Genomic DNA, 13,213 nt, shown 5'->3' with positions numbered 1-13,213 from the left:
TGCCGCTGGGCGGGACGGCGAATCATCGGAGGCTGAAGCGGATGCTGCGTTCCTGGCTCTCGAGGATGAGCTCATCGTCCCGACCGAGTCCGGATTCGATGAGGAAGGCGATGTCGACGATCCCCTGGAACGGTCCACCGCCCGTGGAGGACTGTTCGAATCCGTACCGATGACCGCTGGTGTCTTGGAGTACCCAGCGGGAACCGGCGGCGGCGGCGCTCGTGGTCGCGTGCGGGCCGCTGGTGAACCGTGTGTCCCGCAGTCGGAGGATCACGCGCTGATCGGTGATCTCGGCCGCCTGCAGCTGCAGAGAGCCGTCGCCGTCGTCGTGAATGGTCGGCGAGCCGTAGAACATGGTCGCGAGCCTACTTCGATGCGCCGCACCCCTGGACTTCACCGCGGTTCGCTTGACGATCATTCGAACATATGTTCGAATAAGGTCATGAGATGGAGCGGGCAGGAACTCACGGCGGAGGCGCCGACCGCATTGCCCGGGCTCGCGCGGCTCAACAACCTCGTGCGCTCGGTGCGCACGCCCGACTTCGCGGGCATCACCTTCCACGAGGTGCTCGCGAAGTCGGCGTTGAACAAGATCCCGGGCGGGGGCGGTCCGATGCCCTTCGGCTGGACCATCAATCCGTACCGGGGGTGTTCGCACGCCTGCGTCTACTGTTTCGCCCGGCCGACCCACAGTTACCTCGAGCTCGATCAGGGCAAGGACTTCGATCAGGAGATCATCGTCAAGGTCAATGTGGCCGAGGTGCTGCGACGGGAGCTGTCCCGGCCGAGCTGGGGGCGGCATCCCGTCGCACTCGGCACCAACACCGACCCGTACCAGCGCGCGGAGGGCCGCTACGCGCTGATGCCCGGCATCATCGACGCTCTGGCCGACACGGGCACGCCGTTCAGCATCCTCACCAAGGGGTCCCTGATGCGACGGGACCTCGACCACCTGGCGGAGGCGGCCAAGCGGGTGCCCGTCGATCTCGCGATGTCGATCGCGGTCTACGACGACGAGCTTCAGCAGTCGGTCGAGCCGGGCACGCCCAGCACCAAGGCGCGACTCGCGACGGTGACCGCGGTGCGCGAGCACGGACTCGACTGCTCGGTGTTCCTGATGCCGATTCTCCCGTACCTGACCGACACACGCGCTCATCTCGACGAAGCGCTGCGCCAGGCGAAAGAGGCCGGGGCGACCTCGGTGCTGTACACGGCTCTGCACCTCAAGCCGGGTGTGAAGGAGTGGTACTACTTGTGGCTCGGTCGCGAGCATCCCGAGCTGCTGCCGAAGTACCGGAGCATGTACGGGCGCGGCACCTACGCGCCCGCCGAGTACCGAAAGTGGCTCGCCGCGCGCATCAAGCCGCTGATCCGGGCGCACGGTCTCGAACGCAGTGAGGAGGACCCCGTGACGGGCGGCGTGCGATCCTCCGCGCTCGGGATGCTGCGGGACAGCGAAGGCGAGCGTCGGATCACTCGTTCGGGGGCGGTGTCGGGCTCGGGCTCAGGTGCGAGGGCCGATGGCGACGCCGTGGCGCACGGCGGTGCGCCCGATGCAGAGTCCCTCGTGGGAGCCTCCCTGCTCGCGGCAGGACTGCAGCCGACGTTGTTCTGAGCGGGCGGCCCTCGGGGTACAACCGCGGGCGAAATGCGGGGTACACGCGGTGCGTGGCGGATGTCATAATTCCCGAGGGGGCCGGGACGATCCGACCCCTCCGGATCGGTCCGGATCGACCGCTCGCTCGAAAGGGGTCGTGTGTCCCTCGGCCTACCCACCCACCTCTCGAGGGCGGCCAATTCGAGAGCGCTCGCCACAGCAGCCCGCTGGGCGGGACTCGTCTGTCTCGCAGCGGCCCTCGTGAACGCGCTCTTCTCCGGTTTCAGCCAGGGCGTGAGCGGGGCCTCCTGGCTGACGCTGCTCATGCTGCTGCCGATGGTCGCGCTGCTCGCGCTCCTGGCGCTCCTGGCACGAGGGCGCACGGTCGCGCTCACGATCGCCTACCTCGCCGTCGGCACGGTCTGCACGTACTTCTACGTCGTGGCGATCTTCCTCGGCACCCCGGCCTACCGGGACACGAACCTCTTCGTCGTGGCTCTGCCCGTCGTCGCGATGACGCTGGTCGGCGGCACCGGCACCGGGGCGCTCGCCGGAATCCTCTGGGCCTCCCTCGGCTTCGCCCTCGCCGAAGCGGCCGTCATCCTCGCCGCCGCCACCACGAACCGCACCTTCACGACGGACGCGATCTCCCTCGGCGCCTACCTCCTCCTCGTCGGAGTGCTGGCGTTCGACGGCCTCACGAGAGGGTCGCGCGGGCGCACCCAGTCCGCGATCCATCGTGCCGTCCGCGACGTGCGTCTGGTCGAGCTGCGGAGGTCTCTCGTCGCAGACCTCGCGGCAGACACGCACGACACGGTGCTCAGTGAGCTCCTGGCCATCTCGCGCACCGAGCCCGGCGCCCTCCCGGATCGTCTGCGCGGACGCATCGAGGCCGACCTCGTGGCGCTCGGTCGCGGTCTCCCCTCCCTGAGCGAGAGCGTGACGGTCGAGGCGATCGACGACGACCCCTGGTACCGCAGCGATCTTCACCGGGCGATCGAGGACGCCCGCGACGAGGGACTGGCCGTCGACGTCTCGGGCGAGAGGTCGTCGGTGTCGCGCCTCGACGAGAACGCTCTGCGGGCGATCGGGCTGGCCGTGCGCCAGTGCCTCGTCAACGTCATCCGGCATTCCGGGAGCGCGACCGCCGAAGTCGCGCTCAGCATCTGCGACGACTCGCTGTCGGTGATGGTGGTCGACGGCGGCCGCGGATTCAGCCCCGACTCGACCGCGGGCGACCGGCTCGGACTGCGGCAGTCGGTGCACGACAGGATCTCGCGGGTCGGCGGAACGGTCACCGTGTACTCCAGCGAAGACGTCGGGACCACTGTGATCATGGTCGTCCCGTGCGCTCCCGAGGTGGTCGCATGAACGCCCCGCGCGGCATCGCGAGCGAGACCATCGTGCGCCTGCGCTCGGTGCCGGTCGAGCGGACGCCGCAGCGACTCGACCCGCTCGGCGTCCAGTCGGCCTGGCTCCTCGTCCCGCTGATCGGGGCGACCGCGATCGGCTACGCCGTGACGTCGACCATCTGGCATCTCGACCAGCTACGCTCACCGTCTCTCGCGATCACCGGTATCGGGATCCTGCTGCTCGCCGTGGTCATCGCGACGGTGCGCACGCACCCCGGGCTCGCGCCGTTCGGCCGCTGGTCCCACGTCTCGGTGATCGGCCTGGCGATCGTAGCCGCCTGCCTCTTCGACGCCTCCGTCTGGGGCCGGAACCTGCGGATCCAGGACGACTGGGGGCAGATCGCGATCGCGCTGATGCTGATCGCCATGCCGCTCTACCGTCCAGTGCTGGAGGTCCTCGTCGTCGCGGTGACGGGGGCCGTCGTCGTCGGCACGCTCGCGGCGCTTCAGGCCGACTCCCTCGTGATCCACACCGGTTCGATCGTCTACGCCACCGTCGCCGCCACTCCGGTGCTCGCTCTCGCGGCCGGGGGAGCGGGCTACGCGTGGACGATGACCGGCGAGACCCTCCGCTGGCGCGAGATCGCGCGCGCCGGGCAGGAACGGCTCGAGGGAGAGCTGCGCGAGACGGCACGGCGGCAGATCGCCCACGAGAGCGCCTCCGCCTTCGAGGAGACGGTGCCCTTCCTCACCCGGATCCTCGATCAGGATGAGATCACCCCGCTCGACCGCGACAGAGCCGCCGAACTCGCGGGCCGCCTGCGCGCCCTCGCCGTCTCGTCGGTCGAGCGCACCTGGCTCGACGAGACCGTCGCTCTCGCCCTGGCAGGCCGTGACCCGGCCTCCACCGCCGCATCCGGCCCGCACGTCCACGACCCGGATCGCCTGGATGGCGTGCTGACGGGCGAGCAGCGGGCCATCGTGTCCGCCCTCGTGATGACCGTGTCCGAGCTGCCGGGACTCGACCCGTCGACCTTCCGGATCGAGGTCGGAGAGCCGGCGCACCCCGCCTTCCTGCTGACGGCTCGGGTCGCGCAGCCGCGCTCGGAGATCCGACGGGAGCTCGTCCCCTACCTCAGCGCCCTCCGTTCGGTCTCGATGGAGACCGGCCTGCGCGTTCGAGCGGGCGGGCTGACGCTTCGATTCGCCTATCCTGGAAGGCGCAGACCATGAGCACCACCCCCGCATCCCCCGTCCCCGCGCCAGCACGGCTGGCGATCCTCGACGACCACGAGATCCTGCTCGACAGTCTCGCGACCTGGATCGAGAAGAACGCCCCCGAGTTCGATCTCGTGCTGCGGGCCGGGAGCTGGATCGAACTCGTGCACAGCGACGCCTTCCCGACCGACCTCGTGATCATGGACCTCCAGCTGCGCGAGTCCGTCTCGATCGGAGCACGGGTGCGCACCTGCCGCGCAGCCGGTGCCAAGGTCGTCGTGCTGAGCGCCGTCGACACCCAGGAGGACCGGGACGCCGCCCTCGCTGCGGGCGCCGTCGCGTACGTGACCAAGTCCCAGCCGATGAACGAGCTGCTCGCCGCCGCCCTCTCGGCGATCGGCCGTGGAGGCGATCGGAGGGAGCCGGCGCCGGAACCGGTGTGGCGGCCCCGCCCGATCATCCCGGAGGCCGCCCGCCCGCGACTGAGCGATGGCGAGCGACAGGCGCTCGTGCTCTACGCGGACGGCCGGACGACCTCGGAGGTCGCGAAGGCGATGAACGTGCAGTACGAGACGGCGAAGACGTACCTGCGCCGCGTCCGCGAGAAGTACGGCAAGGCCGGTCGTCCCACGAGCTCCCGCGCCGATCTCATCCGCCGCGCCGCCGAAGACGGCTACCTCACCTGAGACCGCTCGTGCCGTCTAGGATCGGTGCGTGGCAAAACTGTATTTCCGCTACGGCGCGATGAACAGCGGCAAGAGCACGGCGATGCTGCAGGCGGCCTACAACTACGAAGAGCGCGGTCACCGGGTGCTGCTCGCGAAGCCTGCGATCGACACGAAGGGCGACATGGGGATCCTGTCGCGCCTCGGGGTCACCCGCGACGTCGACTTCCTGATCGCTCCCGAGACCGACGCCTACGGCAAGTTCCAGCAGCACCGCGAGCGCACCATCAAGCGCTTCGACACCGACGTGAGCGCGCTCCTCGTGGACGAGGCGCAGTTCCTCTCGGAGACTCAGGTCGACGACCTCCTCCGCATCGCGTTGCTCGAGGGCATCCCGGTGCTGGCGTACGGCATCCGCACCGACTTCCAGACGGTCGCCTTCCCCGGCAGCAGACGTCTGCTCGAGGTGGCGCACAGCCTCGAAGAGCTGAAGACGATCTGCCGGTGCGGTCGCAAGGCGATCTTCAACGCCCGCACGATCGACGGGGTCTTCGTCTTCGACGGCGCGCAGGTGGCCATCGACGGCGTCGACGTCGGCTACGAGTCCCTCTGCGGCAACTGCTACCTCCAGGAGAGCCGCGGAGTGCTCAACAACGGCCGTCGGCACTGGCCGGTCGGCTCCTCCGAGACCGCGTACGACAGCGAACCCGACCCCGATTTCACCTGAGCGGCCGCGCGCGCGGCGAGAAGAGGCGACATGCGTATTTCCGTGATCGGCTGCGGCTACCTGGGCGCGGTCCACGCCGCATCGATGGCGGACCTCGGCCACGAGGTCGTCGGCATCGACGTCGACGAGGCGAAGATCGCCGAGCTGTCGGCGGGCCGCGCCCCCTTCTTCGAACCGGGACTCCCCGAGGTGCTGACCTCGGCGACCGCCAGCGGCCGCCTGCGTTTCACGACCGATTTCGCTGCCGCCGAGAACGCGGACGTCCATTTCGTGGCCGTCGGGACGCCGCAGAGCGCGGACGGCGACGCGGCGGACCTCCGTTACGTCGATGCGGCCTTCACCACCCTGCTGGAGCACGTGAAGCCGGGGGATGTGCTCGTCGGCAAGAGCACCGTCCCGGTCGGGACCGCCACGCGACTGGCGGCCCTGGTCGCCGAGCGGGCGCCCGAGGTGACGCTCACCTGGAACCCGGAGTTCCTGCGCGAAGGCTTCGCCGTGCAGGACACGGTCAGCCCTGACCGCCTGGTCTACGGGGTCCCGTCGGGACCGGCGGGGGAGCGCGCCGCCGGAGTGCTGAACGACGTCTATGCGAAGGCCGTGGCCGCCGGCACGCCGGTCATCGTCACCGACTACGCGACGGCCGAGCTGGTCAAGGTCGCGGCGAACGCGTTCCTCGCGACGAAGATCTCGTTCATCAACGCGATGGCGGAGATCGCCGAGGTCACGGGAGCGGATGTCACGCAGCTCGCCGACGCGATCGGGCACGATGCGCGCATCGGACGCCGCTTCCTCAACGCCGGCGTGGGTTTCGGAGGCGGGTGTCTGCCCAAGGACATCCGCGCGTTCACCGCTCGCGCCCGCGAGCTGGGCCGCGGCGAGGCCGTCGAGTTCCTCGCGGAAGTGGACAAGATCAACCTGCGTCGCCGCGATCGGGTGGTCCAGCTGGTCCGGGAGGAGGCAGGCGACCTCGCCGGCCTCCGGGTCGCCGTGCTGGGACTGGCGTTCAAGCCCCACTCCGACGATGTGCGCGATTCGCCCGCGCTCGATGTCGCCGTTCGCCTGGCCGAAGCCGGTGCCGTGGTGACGGCGACCGACCCCGAGGCGGTCGCGAACTCCCGCCGGCGTGCGCCCCAGCTCAATTACGCCGCGAGTGCCGAGGAGGCCGCGGCAGGAGCCGACATCGTCGTGCTCATCACCGAGTGGCCCCAGTTTCGCTCCCTCGATCCGCTCGAGCTCGGAGCGATCGTGGCAGGCAGGCGCATCATCGATGGCCGCAACGTGCTCGATCCCGCGGCCTGGCGCGCGGCGGGATGGTCGTACCGGGGTCTCGGCCGCTAGCTGGCGCCGGCCGCAGGCGTCCCTCGTTTCGGGGGATGCCAAAAAGTGAGGATTTGTTACATTTGTCCTCATGGCGACCGGTCTCACGCGTGAGGAGGCGCCGCCCCTTCCGGCGGAGCCTCCGGTCCCTGCGCGCCGTCGGCGTCGCCTCACGACGGGCATCGCCGTCGCACTGGTGCTCGTCGTCGCCGGCCTCGTGGGCTGGGTGGCCCTGCGCGGATACCTCGCGCGGCAGGAGCTGTACGCCGCGCTCCCTGCCGCTCACGGCATCCAGAGCGCCATCGTGTCGGGCGATCTGGCCGCGGCGCGATCCTCGGCCGACGAGCTCGAGAAGCATGCATCCGCGGCGGCGGCGCTGACCGACGACCCGATCTGGCGCGCGGCCGAGATCGTGCCGTGGGCGGGCCCCAACCTCGCGGCCGTGCGTACCGCCGCGGCCACCACCCAGCAGGTCGCATCCCGCGTCATCGCGCCCCTCGTCGACGTCGCGGGATCGGCTGACCCCCGTAAGCTCTCGATCGTCGGGGGAAAGGTCGACCTCGCTCCGCTCGTCGCCGCTCAGCCTGTCGTGGCGAAGGCCCAGACCGCCTTCCACGCCGCCTCGAAGAGCCTCGCCGCCGTCGACACGTCGGCCACCATCCATCCGGTCGGGTCGGCGGTGGACCGCCTGCGCGAACTCTTCGCCGAGGTGACGCCGGCCGTCGATGCTCTGGGCAACAGCGCGAAGCTGCTCCCCGCCATGCTCGGCGCCGACGGACCGCGCCACTACCTGCTGGTCGCCCAGAACCCCGCCGAGCTGCGGGCGACGGGCGGTCTGATCGGCTCCGTCGCGCTGATCGCGGCCGACCACGGTGCGGTCTCGCTGGTGGCCCAACAGGCGGGCACGTCCATCGGTCCGTGGACGGAGTCGGTCGCGCCCATCCCCGACGGACCGACCGGACTCTTCGGTCAGCTCATCGGCACGTACATCCAGGATGTGAACCTCACCCCGGACTTCCCGCTCGCAGCCTCCACGGCCTCCCGGATGTGGACGCTGACCAACGGGGGGAGCGTGGACGGTGTCATCACCATGGACCCCGTCGTGCTGGCCGCGCTTCTGCGCGCGACCGGCCCCGTCGAGCTGGCGGGCGGCGAGTCGATCACCGCCGACAACGCGGTGAGCCTGCTGCTCAGCCAGGTGTACCAGCGCTATCCGGATCCGGCCCAGCAGGATGCGTTCTTCGCGTCGGCGGCCGCGGCGGTCTTCCAGCGCGTCGCACGCGGCGGTATCGACGGCAGCGCGCTGATCTCCGCCCTGGCGGCCGCGGGCTCCTCCCATCGCCTGTTGATCTGGAGCGCCCATCCCGACGAGCAGGCCGTGCTCTCCTCCACTTCGCTGGCCGGCGGCCTGCCCACCTCGACGGCCTCGACGGCGGGGGTGGGGGTGTACTTCAACGACTCAACCGGCGCGAAGATGGACTACTACCTCGACACGTCGGTCGCGGCGGGCGCTGCGATCTGCCGGGCGGACGGCACGCCGACCACGCGGGTCGCGGTGACCTTGGCGAACCGCGCGCCGGCGGATGCGGCGACCACGCTGCCGGACTACGTCACGGGAGGCGGGAGGTTCGGGATCCCTCCGGGCTCGATCCAGACGCGAGTCGCCGTCTACGGGCCGTCCGGCGGTCTTCTCGCGGCGACGACGAGCGGCGGCGCGACGAAGTCGGCGATCTCGGGAACGGACAGCGGCCGTCCCGTCAGCGTGTTCCTGGTCACCCTCGCACCGGGGGAGCAGAAGACGGTCGACGTGGACTTCCTCGCGCTGAAGCAGACGGGAACGGGAGTGTCGGTGACGACGACTCCGACGCTGCCAGGAGACGGCTCGACCCCCGATGTGGGGACAGAATCGGCGGTCGGTTCCATTGCCGTCGGTTGCACCAGTCCGTAAACTGAGAAATAATCACGTATCCCGACGCTGAGGCCGGGTCGGCGAAAGGCGGGGCCATGTTCAAGAAGATCCTTGCGGCGGCAGCCGTGACCGTCGCGGTGCTGCTCGCGGCTCCAACGGCGGCGAACGCCGTCGACTACACGGCAGGCTCGCCCTGTGCCTTCGACAAGGCGGTCGCGCACGCCGGCGACACCGTCCACATCGTCTGCACCGCGGGCACCTGGGCGTCGAGCGAGTTCATCGACTGGACGGGAACCGGGGAGGACGGCTCGAGCATGAAGCTCGCCAGCTTCCGCACCATGGTCAGCAGCGTGCACTTCGCGAAGCAGTCCAACGCCGACGGCAGCGACCTGCTCGCCGTCACGCTTCCAGCCGATGCCGTCGGGGTGTATTCGTTCACCGGTGTCGGGCGGACCAGCGACCACACCTGTCCGGCATCGATCACTGTCCTCCCTGCGGACACGGCCGTCACGGTGTCCGACCCGGGCAGCGGTCTCGCCGACACGGGCTCGACGATGGCGGTCTGGGCGATCTGGATCGGCGGTGGCCTCCTGGTCGCGGGACTCGTCACGGTGTCCGTCGTGTTCTGGGCGCGCAAGGTCCGCGAGTCCTGAGCGAACCGCCGGGCGGGATGGAATGACATCCCCCGCCCGCCGGTTGGCTTCAGTGTGACGAATCGCAGCATCCCCCTCTCCGTCCTCGACCTCGCCAGTCGCCCCGCCGGAGGCACGAACGCCGATGCGGTCGGCGGGACCATCCGCCTCGCGCAGGCGGCCGAGCGTCTCGGCTACGAGCGATTCTGGGTCGCCGAGCACCACGGCATGCCGGCGATCGCCTCCAGTGCCCCCGCCGTGCTCATCGCGGGCGTCGCAGCAGCTACGGCGCGCATCCGGGTCGGGTCGGGCGGTGTGATGCTTCCCAACCACGCGCCTCTCGTCGTCGCCGAGCAGTTCGGCACCCTCCGTGCCCTCTACGGCGACCGCATCGACCTCGGCATCGGGCGCGCGCCGGGCACTGACGGCGCGACCGCGATGGCGCTCCGCCGCAGCGAGCAGGGCCTCGGGGTCGACGACTTCCCGCAGCAGCTGCTCGACCTGTTCGGATTCTTCTACGGCGGCATGAGCGACGCCAACCCGCTGCACACGATCACCGCCGTCCCTGGTCTCGGAGACGCGCCGCAGGTGTGGCTGCTCGGGTCCAGCGGTTTCAGCGCCCAGGTGGCGGCCGCGCTCGGTCTGCCGTTCGCCTTCGCCCACCACTTCGCCGGCGAGAACACCGAAGCGGCGCTCGATCTGTACCGGTCGAAGTTCGAGCCGAGCGATCTGCTCGACGAACCGCACACGATGATCGCGGTCAACGTGGTCGCCGACGAGGACCCGCAGACGGTCCGTGCCTTGTCGCTCCCCGGCCAGCTCTCGTTCCTCCGCATGCGGCAAGGCCAGAAGCCGCAGCCGGTCAGCGTCGAGGAGGCGATGGCCTACGAGTTCAGCCCGCTCGAGGAGGAGTTCATCGCCGCCCGCAACGCCCGTCAGGCGATCGGCACGCCCGACGAGGTGCGCTCCCGTCTCGACGCCCTCCTGGGCTCCACCGGCGCCGACGAACTGATGGTGTCTTCCGGCGCCGCGACCGTCGAGGGCCGCATCCATTCGCTCGAGATCGTGTCGGAGCTGTACCCCGCTCCATGACGGTGCGTGACGCGCCGAGAGGAGGCCGGGGCGGCACGCGAGTAGCGTGAGGGCGTTCCCGAGCCGAAGTCACACGAAGGCGGTCCCCGCATGGCACACGTCCCCACGGTCGTCGGAGTGAGCGGCAGCCCCACTCATCCCTCGCGCACCACCGTCCTGGTCGACGAGGTCGCCCGCTCGTTCGCCGAGGCCATCGGCGGGACGCACCGCACCATCGAGCTCGCGCCTCTGCTGGGGCAGCTCGGTGCGGGGCCGTTCCGCTCGCACCTGGGGCCCGAGGTCGTGGAGGCCCTGGAGGCGGTGGAGGCGGCCGACGTCATCGTCGTCGGCTCTCCCGCCTACCGGGCGACCTACACGGGCCTCTTCAAGCTCTTCTTCGACCACATCGGCCAGTACGCCCTCATCGACAAGCCGATCGTGCTCACCGCGACGGGCGGGAGCGACCGGCATGCCCTCCTCGTCGAGCACCAGATGCGTCCGCTGTTCGGGTTCTTCCAGTCCCTCACCCTCCCGCTGGGCATCTATGCGGCCGAGAGCGACTTCGCCGACTACGCGATCACGTCGGAGGACCTCCGGGGACGGATCGACACGGCGGTCAACCGCACCATCCCGCTCGTCCGGGCGCACATCGACCCCGAGTCGCGGTACGCGAACGCGGAGTTCGCGCGGCCCGACGCCTTCTAGGCCCCGGTCCGACGCGGTCGTGGCCGTGGCCGTGCGCGTGCAGATGCCCCCGGAGCACCCGGCACATCGGTCGGGAGATCGCGCGAGAACAGCAGCGACACCACGGTGATCGCGATCAGTCCGAAGAACGCGACCCGCAGCGACGAGACCTGCGCGTCGCGGTAGATCGTCGCGAGCTCGTCGGCGTCCTGCGTCGACAGGCCGGCCGTGGTCGCGATCTCCGGGACGCTGGAGGCGGGCACGATCGCGACGCCGCCCTGCGTCCGGTCGCTGACCTCGGAGCGGACGCTCGACGGGAGGTCGCTGCCGGCCACCCCGCCGGCGAACGACGTCGCCAGCGCCCCGATCAGGATCGACCCGATCAGTGCCGTGCCGAGCGACGAACCGAGGTTCTGCAGCACGCCCTGCAGACCGCCGACCTCGCTGGTCCGTGTCTCGTCGACGCTCGACATGTTCACATTGCCGAGCTGGGACGCCAGCAGGCCGAGCGCCGCCCCGGACAGGAACATCCCGACGCCGAACACCCAGCTCCGGAGGTCCGTCGTGATCGAGCTCAGGAGGACCACCGCACTGACCACCAGGACCAACTGCCCGATCCGAACGATCCGCCGGGGCGACCACCGCCGGCTCAGAGCGGATCCCAGGATCGACGACAGGATCAGCGCGATCGACAGCGGGAACACCTTCAATCCCGTCGAGAGCGGGTCCAGCCCCAGGGTCATCTGCAGGTACACGGGCACCATGAAGAAGAGGCCCGCCGTGACGGCGTACTGGGCGCCGAGCACGCTCAACCCGCTCCGCAACCGGCGGATGGAGAAGACGTCGACGTGCACGAGCGGCAGGCGACCGCGCTGCACCAGGCGGGACTGCCGCCGGAGGAAGCCCCAGAGCAGGATCCCGCCGAGGAGGATCAGCCACGCGGTCGGTGAGATGCCCAGTGGCGCGATCGTCGTCCCCGCGATCACCGGCGGCTGCAGTGGGGCGATCCACCCCCACGTCTTGCTCTGCAGCATCCCGTACACCACCAGGACCAGTCCGGACGCCGAGAGCACCACGCTCCAGACGTCGATGGAGGCGGCGCGGCGCCCGGTCGTGTCGGTCACGAACCGCGCGCACGCCACGACGACGGCCATGATGAGCACCTCGGACACGAAGACGTAGCGCCAGTCGAGATAGGTGGTCACGAACCCGCCGATCAGCGGGCCCGCCGCAACGGCCGCTCCGGACACGGCCCCGATGACCGCATAGGCCGTGACGCGGTCGTGGCCGTCGTAGTTGTCGGCGATGAGCGCCGCGATCGCGGGTATCACCAGCACGGCGCCGAGGCCCTCGACGACGGACCAGCCCAGGAAGAGCACCGCGATGTTCGGTGCGAGCGCGGTGGTCAGGGAGCCTGCCGCGTAGACGATCGAACCGATCACGAAGGCGCGCCGCCGCCCCCACACGTCGCCGAGCTTCGCCCCGAGGAGCATGAACGCGGCCATCGTCAGTGTGTAGAAAGTGATGGCGGCCTGCATCGCGGCCACGGAGGTGTGCAGGTCCTTGACCACGGTCGAGATGGAGACGTTCATCACCGTGCCGTCGAGGACCATGACGAACTGCGCGCTGCCGAGGATGATGACGACGGCCCATTTGCGCATCCCGGTACCTGCTCCCTCGCTTCGGAATCGTGGAGCCAGTATTCACCTTCGAACGCGACGCGTTGATGCAGAACCCCGCAGCGCCGAATGGCAGGAAGCGAAGAAGCCCGGTTCGCGATGCGAACCGGGCTTCTTCATTTTCTTGCCGTGTGGTCGGGGTGCACCCTACCGCTACCCCGAACACCGCCTCACGCTGCGCGTTCGGCGGCGCCCGGGGCCCCTCGCGGCAGGGGCCGGGAAGACTCCAGCGACACATCGCAGAAGACAGAAGAGGGGGGGGGGGGGGGGGGCGCCCCCGCCCGAGCTGAGAGAAGATTAGAAAAGGGTGTAAATTTATTTTATGTGGTAACGGTACCCGGAAGACAACGACCCCAACCACA

12 protein-coding genes are annotated in these 13,213 nt (G+C 69.9%); 10 read left to right on the top strand and 2 right to left on the bottom strand.

Going from position 1 to position 13,213, the window contains the following annotated elements; translation table 11 throughout:
• Window positions 1-22 precede the first annotated feature (22 nt).
• Window positions 23-418, bottom strand: coding sequence for a hypothetical protein (locus tag ACFVU2_RS00240; RefSeq protein WP_387869705.1), 396 nt, complete (start codon window positions 416-418; stop codon window positions 23-25).
• A 24-nt stretch (window positions 419-442) separates the two neighbouring features.
• Between ACFVU2_RS00240 and ACFVU2_RS00235 the strand changes: the two genes are divergently transcribed.
• The 10 genes from ACFVU2_RS00235 (at window position 443) to msuE (ending at window position 11,193) form a co-directional block, all read left to right on the top strand.
• Window positions 443-1,615 (top strand): Rv2578c family radical SAM protein, encoded by a 1,173-nt coding sequence (locus ACFVU2_RS00235; protein ID WP_387869703.1) that lies wholly within the window; start codon window positions 443-445, stop codon window positions 1,613-1,615.
• A 243-nt stretch (window positions 1,616-1,858) separates the two neighbouring features.
• Window positions 1,859-2,968: a sensor histidine kinase gene (locus tag ACFVU2_RS00230; protein WP_387869701.1), complete on the top strand. Its 1,110-nt coding sequence runs from the start codon at window positions 1,859-1,861 to the stop codon at window positions 2,966-2,968.
• Window positions 2,965-4,182: a hypothetical protein gene (locus ACFVU2_RS00225; RefSeq protein WP_387869700.1), complete on the top strand. Its 1,218-nt coding sequence runs from the start codon at window positions 2,965-2,967 to the stop codon at window positions 4,180-4,182. Before ACFVU2_RS00230 ends, ACFVU2_RS00225 begins: the two co-directional genes overlap by 4 nt.
• Entirely contained in the window at window positions 4,179-4,853 is a 675-nt protein-coding gene (locus tag ACFVU2_RS00220) for a response regulator transcription factor (protein ID WP_387869698.1), read from the top strand. The genes ACFVU2_RS00225 and ACFVU2_RS00220 overlap by 4 nt, the downstream gene beginning before the upstream one ends.
• Before the next feature lie 28 nt (window positions 4,854-4,881).
• Complete coding sequence (locus ACFVU2_RS00215) at window positions 4,882-5,559, top strand: thymidine kinase (protein ID WP_387869696.1); 678 nt, start codon at window positions 4,882-4,884, stop codon at window positions 5,557-5,559.
• A 30-nt stretch (window positions 5,560-5,589) separates the two neighbouring features.
• A complete protein-coding gene (locus ACFVU2_RS00210) occupies window positions 5,590-6,897 on the top strand; it encodes a UDP-glucose dehydrogenase family protein (protein ID WP_387869695.1) in 1,308 nt (435 codons plus the stop codon).
• Between the two features lie 70 nt (window positions 6,898-6,967).
• Window positions 6,968-8,824, top strand: a complete 1,857-nt coding sequence (locus ACFVU2_RS00205; RefSeq protein ID WP_387869693.1) for a DUF4012 domain-containing protein — start codon at window positions 6,968-6,970, stop codon at window positions 8,822-8,824.
• 56 nt (window positions 8,825-8,880) lie between these two features.
• Entirely contained in the window at window positions 8,881-9,438 is a 558-nt protein-coding gene (locus ACFVU2_RS00200; RefSeq protein ID WP_387869691.1) for an LPXTG cell wall anchor domain-containing protein, read from the top strand.
• A gap of 54 nt (window positions 9,439-9,492) precedes the next feature.
• Complete coding sequence (locus ACFVU2_RS00195) at window positions 9,493-10,509, top strand: LLM class flavin-dependent oxidoreductase (RefSeq protein WP_387869689.1); 1,017 nt, start codon at window positions 9,493-9,495, stop codon at window positions 10,507-10,509.
• A 90-nt stretch (window positions 10,510-10,599) separates the two neighbouring features.
• Complete coding sequence (gene msuE, locus ACFVU2_RS00190) at window positions 10,600-11,193, top strand: FMN reductase (RefSeq protein WP_387869687.1); 594 nt, start codon at window positions 10,600-10,602, stop codon at window positions 11,191-11,193.
• Here the strand turns inward: msuE and ACFVU2_RS00185 are convergent.
• Window positions 11,190-12,833: an MFS transporter gene (locus tag ACFVU2_RS00185; RefSeq protein ID WP_387869685.1), complete on the bottom strand. Its 1,644-nt coding sequence runs from the start codon at window positions 12,831-12,833 to the stop codon at window positions 11,190-11,192. The genes msuE and ACFVU2_RS00185 overlap by 4 nt on opposite strands.
• Window positions 12,834-13,213 lie beyond the last annotated feature (380 nt).

This window comes from Leifsonia sp. NPDC058194, assembly GCF_042883605.1.
Taxonomy (GTDB): domain Bacteria; phylum Actinomycetota; class Actinomycetes; order Actinomycetales; family Microbacteriaceae; genus Leifsonia.
This window is presented reverse-complemented; position numbering and strand designations above follow the sequence as displayed.